Consider the following 16,070-nt stretch of genomic DNA (forward strand, 5'->3'; position numbering starts at 1 on the left):
GTAAATCATAAAGCTTTGCGACCTATCACCGAGTCCCAGGACCAGGGACCGCACCGTGATAGAAATCGAAGTCCAGAACGAAACCCACCAGACGCAGGATCGCATCCGCTTTGCTGCGGTGCCGCGTATCGGTGAGGGCATCCGCCTGCGCGCGCCCGACGGAATGTGGGCGAGCTACGATGTGCTCGACGTGTGGTATCAGAAGGCCGAGTTCGGCGATGTGTGGATGCCTTACCTGCATATCCGCATGACCCCGGGCGAGGGTGTCGGCACGCTCGACGAAGAAGATCCCTACTCCGATGATTTCGCCGCGCGTGGCCATGAAGCCGGGTTCGCGACGCTGGGCGGGGGGCGATGAACGTGCAAAATCTGATCAAGCGCAATTCCGGCCCCAACCGCCGCACCGGCATCGAAGGCAAGACGCTGGCTGAAAAGCTGGCACAGGGCGAGGCCGCGCGGGAAGCCGCCCCGGTCGCCGCGCAGCATGACGAAATGCAATCCCGCGCACCCACCGCGCCGATGGCGGGCGCTGACGACACCGATTCAATCGTCGCTGCGGCCAAGGCGATGCGCGATCGCTATGCGGGCTCCGCCGCGCCAGCCGCAACGGCCAAAACCTGTCTGATCGTCGATGACAGCCGCGTGATTCGCAAGGTTTCCTCCAAAATCGCGCTTAGCCTCGGCTATGTTCCGATCGAGGCGGAAAACGGCGAAGAAGCATTGGCGCGCTGCAAGAAATCGATGCCCGATCTGGTGCTGACCGATTGGAACATGCCGGAAATGGACGGGATCGAGTTCGTGGAGAAACTCCGCGCCATCCCCACGCCCAAGGAACCGGTGGTGGTGTTCTGCACATCGAACGGCGAGGCCAAGGACATTCATGATGGCATCGCCGCAGGGGCCGACGATTACATCGTCAAGCCGTTCGACGAGGCCGCGCTGAAGGCCAAGCTTGAAAAGCTGGCGCGGGGGTAACTCATCACCATTCGTCACCCCGGCGCAGGCCGGGGCCCAGTGCGGAAAACAGCCGACCTATCTAGCTGCGCCGGGATAACGAACCATCGCCATTGCGAAGACACCGGGCTTGATCCGGGGGACGCGGCAATCCGTGAACTCCCATCAATGCCGCATCGGGGTTAGCGGTTTCCAACAATCGGCAAGCCGCGACATTTGTAATTTTGAACAATAAAATGCAGGCTGGGCTTAGGAGAAAACCAATGACCACCACCCAAGTCCACGTCCGCAAATCCGCGCTGAGCGACGCCGTGTTAGCCGAACTGCCCTTCGCACCCCTTGCTGAAGGCGCGGTTCGGCTGGCGGTCGAAAGTTTCTCGGTCACCGCCAACAACATCACCTATGCCGTGGTGGGTGACGGGTTCAAATACTGGGATTTCTTCCCCGCACCCGATGGGTTCGGCATTGTTCCGATGTGGGGCCATGCGCGGGTGATCGAAAGCCGCCATCCCGATTTTACGCTGGGTGAGCGGGTCTATGGCTACCTGCCGATGGCCAGCCACCTTGATGTATTGCCGGGCAGGGTGAGCGCGGGCGGCTTTCTCGACACAACCGATTATCGCCAGCCGATGAGCCCGGTTTACAACAGCTATACGCGGCTTGCGGCTGATCCCGAACATGATCCGGCGCACGAAGGCGAGCGCATGATCTTTGGCCCGTTGTTCCGTACCGGGTTCCTGATCGAATATTTCCTGCGGGCGCAAGGGTGGTTCGGGGCGCAGCAGTTGCTCGTTACCAGCGCGTCGTCCAAAACCGCGATGGGGCTGGCTAGCGTGGCGCGGCAATTATCGCCGGGGGTGCGGCGCATCGGGCTGACATCGAACGGCAATGTTGCATTTGTCGCGGCGAGCGGGCTTTACGATCAGGTGGTCGCCTATGATGACCTTGAAAGCCTGCCGCGTGCATCCACGGTCAGCGTTGATTTTGCCGGCAATGCCGATCTGCTGGCGCGGTTGCACCGACACTTTGGCGAAAACCTCGCCCATTCCGCGCTGGTCGGCGCGACCCATGTTGAGGCCCGATCCACTCTGGGCGGCGGCGCGCCGTTACCGGGGCCAAAGCCCGCGCTGTTTTTCGCGCCCGATCACGCGGTTGCCTTTTTCAAGGCGCACGGGGCCGAGGAAGGTGGCAAGTTGGTCGCATCGGCGTGGCGCGAATTTCTTGCGGCAGCGGACGGTAGCATCGCGATTGAGCGCCACAAGGGCCTCGAAGCGGCGCGCGCGGTGTTCCTCGAAATGCTGGCGGGCAAGGTCGACCCGGCCAAGGGGATCGTGATCGAGCCTTAGATTAGCGGCGGATCACTCCGCCGCTTCGGCCAGTTCCACCTGCTGCGGCCCACGGATCAACCCGCCGGGGGTCGCGCCCGTCCACGCACCATCGCGGAACGTCACCATGCCGTTCTTGATGGTGCAGACATAGCCATCGGCCTTTTGCAGCAGCCGCTTTCCGCCAGCGGGCAGATCAAATGCCAGCCACGGCTTGCCGAGCTTCAACCGATCCATGTCGATCACGTTGAGATCGGCAAGATAGCCCGGCGCGATGACCCCGCGATCCTCCAGCCCGTAAAGCAGCGCCGTATCGCGGCATTGGCGCTTGATTGCCTGTTCCAGACCGATCCTTGCCCCCCGCTTGCGGCTTTTCACCCAATGTTCGAGCATGAAGGTGGGCGAGGCCGCATCGCAGATCGTCCCGCAATGCGCGCCGCCATCGGACAGCGAATTGACCGTGTCATCGGCGTGCTGGAGGGGCACAAGAAAATCGAGATTGCCATCGGCGTAGTTCAGGATTGGCAGGTAAATGAAGCCCTTGCCGTCATCACGACACAACAGGTCATAGGCATATTCCTGCGGATCAACCCCGGCGGCAGCGGCGCGGGCGTTGATGCTGGCATCGGCCTGCGGCTCGTAATCGAAATCGGGGTCCATTTCATATTGCAGCGCCCAGCCTTGGGAGATGACCATCACCACGCCAAGGATATCCTGCGGCGCGGCGGAGTAATCATTCGGTTCAGCGAGCAACCGCGCCTTGAACGCGGGATCGAGCAGTTTCGCCTTCTGCGCTTCCCACGGCAATTCCTTGATTTCCTGCCAGCTTGGGCGGAAGGCAAAGGGGTTCACCGTGCCCTGCCACGCCATGATGATGCCGTTCCCGCGCAGCGCGATCTGGGCGACGATATTGGCACCATTGTCGTTTTCGGCGCGCATCAGCGCGATTTGTTCGTCGAGCGGGATTTCCTTGGCGATCGATTGCAGCGCGGCGAAGGTGACGGGGATCCTGGCCTCGCGGCTGAGCTTGCCCATCCATTCGAACTCGTTCCATTCGCGTTTCAGGTCGCTCGCCATTTCGAACACCGCGTGGCCACCTGCTGCGGTAGCGCGTCCCATCGCCTTGCCGATCGCGATCAGTTCTTCGGGCGTAGCAGTGGTGCCGGGGACAAGCTCGCCATCAACCGATTTGTGCAGCACCGTGCGCGACGTGGAAAAGCCGAGCGCACCGGCGCGCACGCCTTCTTCGACAATGGCTGACATGGCGGCGATGTCGTCGGCCGTGGGCACGGCGCCCGGCTGTTCGCGTTCCCCCAACACATAGGCGCGCACCGCGCCGTGGGGCACGTGGGTGCCGATATCGACCGTGCGGGGGAGCTTTTCCAAGGCATCGAGATATTCGGGGAAGGTTTCCCAATCCCACGTCATCCCTTCGGCCAGCGCGGTGCCGGGAATGTCCTCCACCCCTTCCATCAGGCTGATCAGCCATTCGTGGCGGTCAGGCTTGGCGGGGGCAAAGCCGACTCCGCAATTGCCCATCACCACGGTTGTCACCCCGTGCCAGCTTGACGGGGCCATTTCTTGGTCCCAGGTCGCCTGCCCATCATAATGGGTGTGAATATCGACAAAACCGGGGGTGACGATCTTGCCGGTCGCGTCGATTTCCTGATCGGCGCTGCCCGCGATCTGCCCGACCGCAGCGATCAGCCCGTCTTTCACGGCAACATCGCCGACAAAGCCCGGTGCGCCGCTGCCATCAACGATGGTGCCGCCGCGGATGATCAGATCAAATTGCGCCATATTCTCTCTCCCGTTTGCGCGGGAGAATGTCGCAAAGCGGGCGTGCTGTCCAGCGGCGGGATTATGCCGCAGCCATCCGCCGCGCTTCCTTTTCCGTGTGAGGTTCATTCAGGAATGCACGGATCGCGGCGACGCTTTCATCGGCGTGGGTCAGCAGGAACAGATGCCCGCCGCCCGCGAATGTCACCAGCCGCGATTTGGGGATCATCGCTTTCAAAATCTTGCCGTTGATGACGGGCACTATCTGATCGTCCTCGCCCATCATGATCAGCGTTTCCTTGGACATGAAGGGCAGGGCGGGCAGGCTGGTCCAGCCGAGCATACACATCAGCTGATACATATACCCGCGCGGGGAAGGGGGCTTTAACCGGCCGATATGGCTGTCTTTCTGGTGTTCCGCCCCGTCCTTGTCGACCCCGCCATACAGCGTGGCGAAGTGTTCATTCATGAATTCGGGATCAATATAGCGGCGCGGATCGGCCATTTTGGTGAAGGCGGCGGGGTTGCCCGGCACCATCAGCATTCCCGGCGTGGTCGCAATCAGCGTCAGCCGCCGGGTGCGGCCGGGGTGCTGGAGCGCAAAGTGCTGCGCCAGCGCGCCGCCCCATGAAACGCCCATCACATCAACCTGATCAAGCCCATAGCGCCCCAGCAGCTGCGCCGCCGTCCAGCTCATGGTGAAGGGGTTGTAGGGGATCAGCGGATCGGGCGATTCGCCCGTGCCCGGCATATCGAACATGATGAAGCCGCGTTCGGGCATGGCTGCGGCGAGCGGGGCGACCGCTTCGATATTCGCGCCGATGCCGTTGAAGAACAGAACTGGCAGATGGTCCGACGGCATATCCAGCCGCCATGCCGCAACCCGTAGCGTCCGGCCGCCAACCTGTTCCATTGTGACGACAGCGCCGTCCATTGCATTGGCCACGAAAACCAGTCCTTTCTGTGCGCCTGCTGCGGCGCGGGTCAGGCGCGTTCGTCAATCCTTGAACGAGCGAGCCGATAATAATTTCGCGCCTGTGCTGCCCGTTAGGCAGCATTTGCGCTGCACCGCAATATCAGACTTCTTCGCGGACGTAGAGTCCCGGTGCCGGATCGGTTGGGGCATAGGCTTTGTTGCCCAGTTCGGTGGGTGCGGGCTTTTTCTTGCCCGAGCGCGCCTGCACCCATTCCATCCACAGCGGCCACCAGCTGCCTTTGACCTCTTCGGTGCCTTGCAGCCATTCATCCGCGGTGGCGGGCAGCTTGCCCTTTTTCGCCTGCACGAAATACTTGGCCTTGGGATTGGTCGGCGGGTTGAGGATCGCCTGCATATGCCCTGATTGGCTGAGTACGTAGGTCACATCCTTCGATCCGAACAGCTGGGTCGAACGATAGGTCGCCTTCCACGGGGTGATATGATCGGTCACCCCGCCAAGGATGAACAGATCGGATGTCACCTTGCTGAGATCGATCTTGTGATCGACCATCTCGACCTCGCCTTTCTTGGTGAAGGCGAGGGTTTCGTACACGGTGAGGAAATCGCCCATCAGGCTGGCGGAAAGGTTGGTGGCATCCGCATTCCAGAACAGCACGTCGAATGCTGGCGGATCGGCGCCGAGCAGGTAGTTGTTGATGACGTAGTTCCAGATCAGGTCGTTGGGGCGCAGCCATGCAAAGCCGCGCGCCAGATCATCGGCTTTGATCACACCGGCCTTGCTGGCGCGCTGGCGGGCGAGTTTCATGCCGTTTTCGCTGACCAGCGACCCGGCTTCGATGTCGGTTGCCTTCGGGTGCAGCACGCACACCATCAGCGTCAGCGTGCCGAGCAGGTCGGACTTTTCGGCGGCCAGCTTGCTCGCCACCATCGCGGCGGTCTGTCCGCCCGAACACCCGGCCGAAACATTGACCTTCTTCGCGCCCGTAATCGCTGCGACCGCCTCCATCGCTTCGCGGCAGGAATGGACGTAATCCGCCATGCCCCAGCGGCCCTGCTCCTTGGTCGGGTTGCGCCATGATATGACGAAGGTCTGGATGCCGTTATCGACCTGCCATTTCACCACCGACTTATCGGGGCTGAGGTCGTTGATATACATCTTGTTGATCTGCGGCGGGATGGTCAGCTGCGGGATTTCATACACTTCGTCGGTGGTGGGCGCGTAGTGGACCAGCTCCATCATTTCGGTGCGCAGCACGACCGCGCCTTTGGACGTTGCGACATTCTCGCCCAGCTTGAACGGGCGCTTGTCGACTTGGCTGACCATGCCCTTGTTGTGGACGATGTCGTGATAGGCGTTCTGTAACCCCTTGATGAGCGACAGGCCGCCTGAATCGATCACCCGTTTCTGCGCGGTCGGGTTGCCGGCCAGGGTGTTGGTGGGCGACAGGCCATCAAGGATGATGTTGGCGATGAAGTTGGCACGGTTGCGTTCCAGTTCATCCAGTTCCAGTTCGTCCAGCCAGCCCCGCATTCCTTTTTGCACCGCAAGGTAATATTGCGCCCCGGCGCGGAAAAACGGGTTGTAGGCCCAGGCCGGGTCCATGAACCGTTTGTCTTTGGGATCGGGCGCCAGTTCGCTCTTGCCGGTCAGAATCTTGACCATGTCCTGAGCCATCGCGGTAGAGTGGCGGATCAACCGGGTTGGATCGGATGCGGTTTCGCGCAGCAGCAGCGCAACCGCGCTGACGAAATCCTCGCGCGCCACACCGATCAGCGGGCCAAGCGCATTGGTGGACTGGGCTGCTTCGTTTTCGAGCTTCACTTCGCTGCGTGCCATAGGTTCCCCCGTGTCTGGCTTCCGCCCGCTGGCCTGGCGTGCCATCGGTTAACGGAGCCATTTTCAGCAGAATGGCGCGAGCCGCGCCAAGTTGCAAGCGCGCGCAGGCGGTGATGACTGATCAGATTCGTTCGCGTCCACAAAATGTTTACCTTTGCGATTAACGCTTCTCTCAAAGGTTTTGGGCAGATTCTCGATGATGGTCGGGGAGCTCAATCGAAAAGTCGAATCTGTCGACCCTGTTCCCTCCGGCGGAGCGCCGGGAATCCGCGATGTTTTAACCAATGAGCCGATTGAGGTTAACCTGCGCGGACGCAGCGAACGACGCGGGTTTGATCGCAATCGCACCGAACAACTCGATGGGCTGACCCGCGCGATTACATTGCCTGCGGAGCGTCGCCTGTTCAACCTGCCACTTCAGTCCGGCGGCATGGCCGTGTGTCTGCTATCAGCGTTTGCGGTCGCGGCTGGCGTGGCGCAGGGTTTGCCATCGGCAACGACGGGCGCAGCGGCACTGGTATCCGTGGCCATGATCGCCTGCGGGCCGCTGTTTGCCGCGATTGAGCGCAAGGCCGAGGGATCGCACGCTGCGTGTATGCTGGTTGTTCTGGCGGCAATTGTGCTGCCAATGGCCTGCGCGGGCTATGCCTTGGCGTCGTGGGTAGGCGAGGGCCTGCCGTGGCAATGGGCGGCGGCAACGCTGCTGTGCATCAACGCGGCTTCGGCCTTGTTGTTCAAGGCGCGCATCACGTCGCTGTTTTTCGCCAAGATTGCCAGTTGGGCGGGGTTTGCTGTCATTGCCCCCGGCGCTTTGACATTTGCTGCCCTGACCGGTGCGGCAATCGCATTGGCGTTGATCGCGCGGTTCCAATGGGCAGTTTCCGAGCGGAATAGGCTGGAGCGTGAGGCGCGTGAACGTGTCGCCGCGCGGGCCGAGGATATCTTGCGCAGCTTTGAGGAGACGGGGCAGGGCTGGTTCTGGGAAATCGACCGGCGCGGTCTGATCACCTATATTTCGCCCAGGGCCGCGCTGGCTCTGGGAAAGACTGCCGACGCGCTGTGCGGGCTTCCGTTGAGCGAGATTTTCCATTCCGGCGCCGGAACACATGATGCCGCGCGCACGCTTTCCTTTCACCTGTCGGCGCGTTCCGCTTTCCGTGATGTCGAACTGCGCGCCGCGACCGATAACGAAGAACGCTGGTGGGCGCTGACTGGGCGGCCGGTATATGATTCCTACAAGAATTTCTGCGGCTTTCGCGGCCACGGCACCGATCTTACGGAACAGCGTCGCAGCGAACAGCAAGTTTCGCGATTGGCCCATTTTGATTCGCTGACCGGGCTCGCAAACCGGGTGCAGATGAGCCAGGTGCTTGAACAGATCCTTGCCGCGCCGAGCGCGCGTGAACGGGCCTGCGCCGTGCTGATGCTTGATCTTGACCGCTTCAAACAGGTCAACGATACGCTCGGCCATCCGGCGGGCGATGCCTTGCTGAAACAGGTGGCGCAGCGGCTCGAACGGGTGATTGATGGCGCGGGACGGTGCGGCCGGCTGGGTGGGGATGAATTCGAGGTCATCGTGCCCGGCCAGCAGGATCGCACCACACTTGGCCATATCGCGCGCGAGATTATCGCTGCGCTGTCGCAACCCTATGCGGTTCTGGGGCAAAGCGTGGTGATCGGCGCATCGGTCGGGATTGCGCTCGCGCCCGAGCATGGTTCGACCAGCGAAGAACTGATCCGCAATGTCGATCTGGCGCTCTATTCCGCAAAGGACGCGGGGCGCGGTGTGTTCCGGTTCTTTGCCGAAAATCTCCACGCCGCAGCCGAAGAACGCGCCGAGCTGGAACAGGATCTGCGCGACGCGATGGTTCGCGGCGAGCTTGACCTGCATTACCAGCCCGTGGTCTGCGCCGCGACCGAGAAGATTGTCGGGTTTGAGGCGCTGATGCGATGGAACCACCCCACGCGTGGCTGGCTTTCACCCGCCAAGTTCGTGCCGATTGCCGAAGATGCGGGCCTGATCGATCGGCTGGGACAATGGGCGCTGCGCACCGCCTGCGCCGATCTTGCGCGCTGGCCCAGCCCGATCCGCTGCGCCGTCAATATTTCGGCGTTGCAATTTGCCAACCCGGAATTGCCCACCATCGTTGCCAATGCCCTGGCGCATAGCGGGGTTGCGCCATCGCGGCTTGAACTTGAAATTACCGAGAGCGTGTTTCTGAACGACAACGCTGGAACCGATGCGATGTTCGCGGCGTTGAAGCGCGTCGGGGTGCGGCTGGCGCTCGATGATTTCGGCACCGGCTATTCATCGCTCGGCTATCTCAAGAAAGCGCCGTTCGACAAGATCAAGATCGATCGTAGCTTTGTGCAAGGTGCGACCGATCAAGACAGCCGCAACGGCGCGATCATCGCCTCGATCACGAGTCTGGCTGAGGCGCTGCACATGGAAACCACCGCTGAAGGGGTGGAGACGCTTGACGAACTGGAACTGGTGCGGCTGCTGGGTTGCAGCCACGTGCAGGGGCATATCTATTTCAAGCCGATGACTGCTGACGATGCGGCCGTGCTGGCGTCGGGCAACCTCACCGTTCAGCCAGATGGCCCGCAATCAGCGCGCGCCCCTCGTCAGAACCTGCTGCGCCGTGTCGTGGTGCTGGAAAATGGCGTTCGGCACGATGCGACGCTGCGCAATATTGCCGAAAGCGGCGCGATGATCGATGGCCTGTGGAATGTGCCGGAGGGATGCGAGGTGCAGATCGCATTTTGCCCGGGCCAAATGGTTGCCGGCAAAGTTCGCTGGGCGCGCGAAAGCCGCGCCGGGGTGGAATTCCACGAACCGCTCAAACGCCGCGCCGATGGCTCGTTTGAGGCGCTCGGCCCCTCGCATGGTAAAGGCACCCCATCCGCCGACCATTTGCCAAGTGTCACGCAAGCCACGGGTTCGCGGCGCAGAGGGGCAATCTTTAAGCAAGCAAATTAGGATAAAAATAACCATCGGGGTTTACCTCTGCCGAATGACGACTGGCGGCCACGCATGGTTGTCGCATTCGATGTTTGGAGGTCTTGCACGAGATGTCCCTCAAGGGTCTCTTGTCTTTGCGCAACAGTGCAGCATCGCGTTTGCTGCGTGCTCCGGTCGCCTCGGCTCTGTCCGATGGCGATCGTTTGGCTATGCTCGATGAACTTGAACAATCCGGGCTTGGCTGGTTCTGGGCAAGCGATGCCAGCGGCCAACTGACCTATCTTTCAAGTGCGATTGCATCCCGGCTGGAACTGCCTCTCAACGAGTTGCTGGGTCAGCCGCTGGTTTCGATTTTTACAGCCGCAGACCGGGAAGGGCGCGGCAAGTCGTTGCCGCTGATGCTGGCCGCACACAAGGCGTTTTCCGGAATGGCAGTGCACGCCGTGCGGCGTCAGGGCGGCGCTGTGCTGCGGCTGGCGGGGCACCCCCTGTTTACGCCGGACGGGCAGTTTGCCGGATTTCGTGGCACCGGCGCGGACATTACCGATGAATATCACCGCGAGGCGGAAACCGAACGCCTGACGCGGTTTGACACGCTCACCGGCCTTAGCAATCGCTACCGCATGGCGCAGCATATCGATGCGACGCTAACCGCGTTCAAGGCTGCGCGCCGCAATTGCGCGGTGATGATGATCGACCTCGATCGCTTCAAGCAGGTTAACGACACGCTTGGCCACGCGGCGGGTGACGAACTGCTCAAACAGGTCGCCGCACGGCTTGGGCGGGCGATTGATCGCGAATGCGAGATTGGCCGGTTGGGCGGCGACGAATTTCAGGTCATGCTGCCCGATATCGACGATCGCGGCGTGCTGGGCGATCTGGCGATGAAGATCATTACCATGGTGCGCCAGCCCTACAGCCTCGAAGAAGGGCGCTGCGTCATCGGCGCATCGGTCGGGATTGCGATTGCGCCGCATGATGGTGTCACCCGGGAAGAGGTCGTGCGTTCCGCCGACCTTGCGCTTTATGCCGCTAAGAACGGCGGGCGCGCGCAATATCGCTTTTTCTCTGGCGAGCTTGAAAACGAAACGATCTTCCGCAGGCGGCTCGAGCAGAACCTTGGGACTGCACTGAGCGAGGAACAATTGTTTCTGCGGTTCGAACCGATTGTCGACGCAGCCTCGCAATCGGTCTGCGCGCTCGAAGCCCATGTGTGCTGGGATCATGACGAGCGCGGGATCATCGACGAGGAGGAGTTTGCCCAAATCGTCGAAGGTTCGAGCCTGGCCGGCGATGTCGGCCGCTGGGCCGTCGCCGAGGCGTGCCAGCGCGCCGCGCTATGGCCTGAAAGCGTGTGGGTGGCAGTCGATGTGCCGGTGTCGCTTTTTCTTGCCGACGATTTCGTTGAACACGTGGCGCAGGCTGTGAACGCAGCAGGCATTGCTCCTGCTCGCCTTGAGCTTGAAATCAGCGAAGCGGTGTTCTTTGGCGATGCCAACATCGTCGATCACGCGCTCGCCGCGCTGTTCAAATTGGGCGTGCGCCTGACCCTCGATGAATTTGGCAGCGGCTATTCCTCGCTTGCTTACCTGCGCCGGGCGCCATTTGATTCGATCAAGATCGATGAAAAACTGGTGGCCGAAGCCGGGCGGGACGATAATCGCGAGCTGGGACTGGTGCGCGCCATCGTCGCTTTGGCCGGGGCGCTACAGATGGATACCATCGCCAACGGCATCGAAAGCGCGGTCTTGCTCGAATCGCTCAAGGATTGCGGGGTTCGCTATCTTGGCGGGCCGATCTTCAGCGAACCGGTCGATTACGATACCATCGAAGAGGAAATGGCCGGGGGCACGTGGAAGATCGTGCCCGGTGCCGACCGCTCCCGCCGCGCGCGGCGGCGAACGGTGTTCCGCAAGATTCAAGTCATCCATGATGATTACGCCTACGAAGTGACTCTGCGCAACCTGTCCAAGACTGGGGCCTTGATCCAGGGGTTGGCGGACGTGCCGAAAGGAACGCAATTCGTTGTCGATCTGGGCGGCGGGCAGTTGGCGGTGGCGACTGTTATCCGCAGCAATGGCGATGTTCAGGGGCTGGAGTTCGAACAATCGCTGATCGAAGATGGGGCGGGCGGGCTGTGCACGCGCAACCGGGTGTCACCCTATGCAATCGCCGCCGCCGGTTCGCCGCTCGCGGCGCTTGGCCCCGGCAACTTTCACGGGATCGAACAAAGCGGAGCAATTCCCAAGTTCGGTTACGCCATGCCGCCCCGCGCCGATCTGGGCTAGCATCGGGGCGCCCGGCCTGAGGCGCAAGGTGTTGCGTTTTTCTCGAATGACATCTGTTTGACCCGGCGCTAAGTCGCGGGCGATGACCGACCTCTCCAAAATCCGCAATTTTTCGATAATCGCCCATATTGACCACGGCAAATCCACCCTGGCTGACCGGCTGATCCAGTTCACCGGCGGGTTGACTGCGCGTGAAATGTCCGAGCAAGTGCTTGATAACATGGACATTGAAAAAGAGCGCGGGATCACCATCAAGGCCCAGACCGTGCGGCTCAACTACACCGCCAAGGATGGGGACACCTATCAGCTCAACCTGATGGACACGCCCGGCCACGTCGATTTCGCCTACGAAGTATCACGCAGCCTCGCCGCGTGCGAAGGCGCGCTGCTGGTCGTTGACGCCGCGCAGGGCGTCGAGGCGCAAACCCTCGCCAATGTTTACCAGTCGATTGAACACGACCACGAGATCGTCTGCGTCATCAACAAGATCGATCTGCCCGCCGCCGACCCCGAAAAGGTCAAGGCCGAGATCGAGGAGATCATCGGGCTTGATGCATCCGACGCGGTGCTCACCAGCGCCAAATCGGGCATCGGGATCGAAGACGTGCTCGAAGCCGTCGTCACCCGCATCCCCCCGCCCAAGGGCAAGATTGACGCCCCGCTCACCGCCAGCCTGATCGATTCCTGGTATGACCCCTACCTCGGCGTGGTCATCCTGGTGCGGGTGATCGACGGCAAGCTGACCAAGGGCCTCAACATCCGCTTCATGCAGGGCGGCACGCAGCATCTGGTTGACCGCGTGGGCTGCTTCACCCCCAAGCGCACCGACCTGAATGAACTCGGCCCCGGCGAAATCGGCTTCATCACCGCGCAGATCAAGGAGGTGGAGCAGGCCCGCGTCGGCGACACCATCACCACGGTCAAAAACGGATCGGACACCCCGCTGCCCGGCTACAAGGAAGTGCAGCCGGTGGTGTTCTGCGGGCTGTTCCCGGTGGACGCGGCGGACTTTGAAAAACTGCGCGAGAGCATCGCCAAACTTCGGCTGAACGATGCGAGTTTCTCTTTCGAGATGGAAAGCAGCGCCGCGCTCGGTTTCGGTTTCCGCTGCGGGTTCCTCGGGCTGTTGCACCTTGAAATCATTCAGGAACGCCTGACCCGCGAATACGACCTCGACCTCATCACCACCGCGCCATCGGTGGTCTATCGCATCCACCTTGGCCATACCAAGACCGAGGATGCCAAGACCATCGACATTCACAACCCCGCCGATTGGCCGGACGTGAACCGCATCGACGTGATCGAGGAACCGTGGATCAAGGCGGTGATCTACACGCCCGACGAATACCTCGGCAGCATCCTGAAATTGTGTCAGGATCGGCGCGGCATCCAGACCGAACTCACCTATGTCGGTGGCCGCGCGCAGGTGACGTATGAATTGCCGCTCAACGAAGTGGTTTTTGACTTTTACGATAGGCTGAAATCAATTTCGCGAGGCTATGCCTCCTTCGATTACGAACAGATCGGCACGCGTGAAGGCGATCTGGTGAAGATGAACATCCTCGTCAATGGAGAGCCGGTCGACGCGCTATCGCTGATCGTCCACCGCCACGTGGCGGAAGAACGCGGCCGCGGGATGTGCGAACGCCTGAAAGACCTGATCCCGCGCCACCTGTTCAAAATCCCGATTCAGGCGGCGATCGGCGGCAAGGTAATCGCCCGCGAAACCATCGCCGCCATGCGCAAGGACGTGACCGCCAAGTGTTACGGCGGCGACATCTCGCGCAAGAAGAAGCTGCTCGACAAGCAGAAGAAGGGCAAGGCGAGAATGAGGGAGTATGGAAACGTCTCAATCCCGCAGGAAGCCTTCATTGCCGCTCTACGTATGGGTGAAGAGTGATCTCTCTCATTCTGAGGATGCGGGAGCGCCCGAACGGCGGCCTGCCCCGGCGAAGGCCGGGGGGAATGTGAGCATTCCGCAGGAGGCGTTTATTGCTGCGCTGCGGATGGGGGAGGAGTAACCCCACGTCTCGTTCGCCCTGAGCTTGTCGAAGGGCTGTCCTTCACTTCTTTCCTCGGTTCAAAGAAAGTGCAGTGTTTCGACAAGCTCAGCACGAACGGTTTTTTAAAGAGTGGTCGCACTTCCCCCTTCTGCGAGCCGGAGGGCGACGTGCGCACAAGCGCACTTGAGGGCCAGCACAGTCTGCTCTAAGCTTCCGTATAACCATTAACATATTGAAGCGGGGCGAATATGGCGGGCATCACCATTCATTCCACAAACCTGGAAAACCTCGTCGTAGGTGAGTTGAATGTGAAGTGGAGTGCGCGTGGTGACCGCATTCTTCGTTACTATATTGACGTTCGTCACAAGCATCTCAACGTTCACAAGGAAGTGAGCGCACCCGAAATTTTCATCCTGCAAAGCAAAATGGACGCGCTTATGGCGTCATGGGATGATAAATTCGAGCATCTGACCAAGAAAAATAACATTGTTGCTGGGCACGCTGCTGCTGAAGAAATGACGGCAGACGCAATTCATAAGTTAGATGGCCTCGATACAATTCTTCAATATACACTCAATGTTGATGATCGTATTAATTGGGAAGAATTAAAGGATAAGAGTCAATATAATTATCCTAAGTCATTTCCAGATTCAAAACCCACCTCTCGGCCTGAGGTTAAACCTGTCTATAGCGAGCCGAAGATAGGCTTTTTTGATGTCGTCTTTGGGCGGAAATCAAGTCTCCTTGCGGCCGCTGAACAGAGCCACCAAGCGACAATTTCCGATTGGGAGGTGCGTGAAAAGCAGCGTGCCTCCAATCACGCAAATGCAATCGTCGCATGGGAGGCAAGCAGGGCTACCTTTTGGGCTGACCACTCGGCAAAAAGGGAGCAATTTGAGGTTGAGCAGGCTGCATCACATGCGGAAGTTGATCGCCTAAAAACCGAAGTCGCCCAAGGTAACGAGGATGCCGTCATCGAGCATGCGTCTTTGGTGCTTGAGGCGTCAGACTACAGGGGCTTATTTGAAAAATCATATTTAATTCAATATAATAGTGAGCAAAAGCTCATCAAGTTGGCTTACGATCTGCCCGCACCGGATGCACTCCCGAGTGTGCGACAAGTCAAGTTCGTAAAGGTGACGGGTGAATTGCGAGAAAGCCATATTTCAGAAAGGGACAAGAAGAATAATTTCGAAAAAGTATGTTATCAGATTTGCTTAAGAACCTTACACGAAATATTCGAAGCGGATGAATTCAACAATATTGAAAAAATTCTGTTCAATGGTTTTGTAAATTTCGTTGATCCCGCAAAAGGGGTTGAGCAACGAGTTTGCATTCTTTCTGTATTGGTTGGAAAGCAAATTTTTTCCGCAATCGACCTCGCTCGTGTCGAGCCGAAGGTATGCTTCAAATCGCTTAAGGGGGTTTCGGCAGCATCACTCTCAACCTTGGTTGCTATTCCGCCAGTGATGGAGATGGATACAGAGGATCGCCGGTTTATTGAAGCTCGTGAGGTCGGATCGACGATAAACTCTGAAACGAACCTTGCCTCTATCTCCTGGGAGGACTTTGAACATTTGGTGCGCGAACTCTTTGAGCGCGAATTCGAGTCCCGTGGAGGCGAGGTCAAAGTGACTCAATCAAGCAGTGACGGCGGGGTCGATGCTGTCGCATTTGATCCCGATCCGATTACGGGTGGCAAGATCGTCATTCAGGCGAAACGATATACTCGAACGGTTGGTGTTTCGGCCGTTCGTGACCTTTACGGGACAGTAATGAACGAAGGCGCGTCACGAGGCATATTGGTGACAACTGCCGACTATGGGCCTGACGCCTATAGCTTTGCTAACGGCAAGCCCATAACATTGATGAACGGGGCCAATCTGCTGCACATGATGGAACGTCATGGCCAAAAAGCAAAAATTGATTTGCGGGAGGCGCGCGAACTCGCGAACAATAAAGGATAATTTGCCACTGTTGGG

The 16,070-nt window shown here is 59.8% G+C and carries 10 protein-coding genes; 7 read left to right on the forward strand and 3 right to left on the reverse strand.

The window, feature by feature from the left end; genetic code table 11:
* The first annotated feature begins 55 nt into the window (after nucleotides 1–55).
* From ABIE62_RS07090 to ABIE62_RS07100, 3 genes are all read left to right on the forward strand, one after another.
* Nucleotides 56–358, forward strand: coding sequence for a hypothetical protein (locus ABIE62_RS07090; protein WP_354324739.1), 303 nt, complete (start codon nucleotides 56–58; stop codon nucleotides 356–358).
* The gene (locus tag ABIE62_RS07095) at nucleotides 355–975 is read left to right on the forward strand and encodes a response regulator (protein ID WP_354324741.1); all 621 of its coding nucleotides are present in this window, start codon (nucleotides 355–357) and stop codon (nucleotides 973–975) included. Before ABIE62_RS07090 ends, ABIE62_RS07095 begins: the two co-directional genes overlap by 4 nt.
* A gap of 242 nt (nucleotides 976–1,217) precedes the next feature.
* The gene (locus ABIE62_RS07100; protein ID WP_354324743.1) at nucleotides 1,218–2,300 is read left to right on the forward strand and encodes a DUF2855 family protein; all 1,083 of its coding nucleotides are present in this window, start codon (nucleotides 1,218–1,220) and stop codon (nucleotides 2,298–2,300) included.
* Nucleotides 2,301–2,312: 12 nt separating this feature from the next.
* Here the strand turns inward: ABIE62_RS07100 and ABIE62_RS07105 are convergent, their stop codons facing one another.
* The 3 genes from ABIE62_RS07105 to ABIE62_RS07115 form a co-directional block, all read right to left on the reverse strand.
* Nucleotides 2,313–4,079 (reverse strand): N-acyl-D-amino-acid deacylase family protein, encoded by a 1,767-nt coding sequence (locus ABIE62_RS07105; RefSeq protein WP_354324745.1) that lies wholly within the window; start codon nucleotides 4,077–4,079, stop codon nucleotides 2,313–2,315.
* Nucleotides 4,080–4,140: 61 nt separating this feature from the next.
* Nucleotides 4,141–5,004, reverse strand: coding sequence for an alpha/beta fold hydrolase (locus tag ABIE62_RS07110; protein WP_354324747.1), 864 nt, complete (start codon nucleotides 5,002–5,004; stop codon nucleotides 4,141–4,143).
* Nucleotides 5,005–5,134: 130 nt separating this feature from the next.
* On the reverse strand, nucleotides 5,135–6,832 hold the full coding sequence (locus tag ABIE62_RS07115; protein ID WP_354324749.1) for a PHA/PHB synthase family protein: 1,698 nt from the start codon (nucleotides 6,830–6,832) through the stop codon (nucleotides 5,135–5,137).
* Between the two features lie 196 nt (nucleotides 6,833–7,028).
* Here ABIE62_RS07115 and ABIE62_RS07120 point away from each other — a divergent pair, with 196 nt between their 5' ends.
* The 4 genes from ABIE62_RS07120 to ABIE62_RS07135 all read left to right on the forward strand — a co-directional run bounded on the left by ABIE62_RS07120 (nucleotide 7,029) and on the right by ABIE62_RS07135 (nucleotide 16,055).
* A complete protein-coding gene (locus tag ABIE62_RS07120; protein WP_354324751.1) occupies nucleotides 7,029–9,815 on the forward strand; it encodes an EAL domain-containing protein in 2,787 nt (928 codons plus the stop codon).
* Nucleotides 9,816–10,006: 191 nt separating this feature from the next.
* A complete protein-coding gene (locus tag ABIE62_RS07125) occupies nucleotides 10,007–12,085 on the forward strand; it encodes a putative bifunctional diguanylate cyclase/phosphodiesterase (RefSeq protein ID WP_354324753.1) in 2,079 nt (692 codons plus the stop codon).
* 82 nt (nucleotides 12,086–12,167) lie between these two features.
* Nucleotides 12,168–13,985, forward strand: a complete 1,818-nt coding sequence (lepA, locus tag ABIE62_RS07130; RefSeq protein ID WP_354324755.1) for a translation elongation factor 4 — start codon at nucleotides 12,168–12,170, stop codon at nucleotides 13,983–13,985.
* Nucleotides 13,986–14,336: 351 nt separating this feature from the next.
* Entirely contained in the window at nucleotides 14,337–16,055 is a 1,719-nt protein-coding gene (locus tag ABIE62_RS07135; RefSeq protein WP_354324757.1) for a restriction endonuclease, read from the forward strand.
* The last annotated feature ends 15 nt before the right edge of the window (nucleotides 16,056–16,070 follow it).

The organism is Porphyrobacter sp. MBR-155 (assembly GCF_040547625.1).
In the GTDB taxonomy this organism is placed as follows: domain Bacteria; phylum Pseudomonadota; class Alphaproteobacteria; order Sphingomonadales; family Sphingomonadaceae; genus Erythrobacter.

Bases quoted from the DNA above. Each gene is read 5' to 3' on its own strand.
- ABIE62_RS07095 (WP_354324741.1), top strand. From the start codon at position 355: ATGAACGTGCAAAATCTGATCAAGCGCAATTCCGGCCCCAACCGCCGC.
- ABIE62_RS07100 (WP_354324743.1), top strand. From the start codon at position 1,218: ATGACCACCACCCAAGTCCACGTCCGCAAATCCGCGCTGAGCGACGCC.
- ABIE62_RS07105 (WP_354324745.1), bottom strand. From the start codon at position 4,079: ATGGCGCAATTTGATCTGATCATCCGCGGCGGCACCATCGTTGATGGC.
- ABIE62_RS07115 (WP_354324749.1), bottom strand. From the start codon at position 6,832: ATGGCACGCAGCGAAGTGAAGCTCGAAAACGAAGCAGCCCAGTCCACC.
- ABIE62_RS07120 (WP_354324751.1), top strand. From the start codon at position 7,029: ATGATGGTCGGGGAGCTCAATCGAAAAGTCGAATCTGTCGACCCTGTT.
- ABIE62_RS07125 (WP_354324753.1), top strand. From the start codon at position 10,007: ATGCTCGATGAACTTGAACAATCCGGGCTTGGCTGGTTCTGGGCAAGC.
- lepA (WP_354324755.1), top strand. From the start codon at position 12,168: ATGACCGACCTCTCCAAAATCCGCAATTTTTCGATAATCGCCCATATT.
- ABIE62_RS07135 (WP_354324757.1), top strand. From the start codon at position 14,337: ATGGCGGGCATCACCATTCATTCCACAAACCTGGAAAACCTCGTCGTA.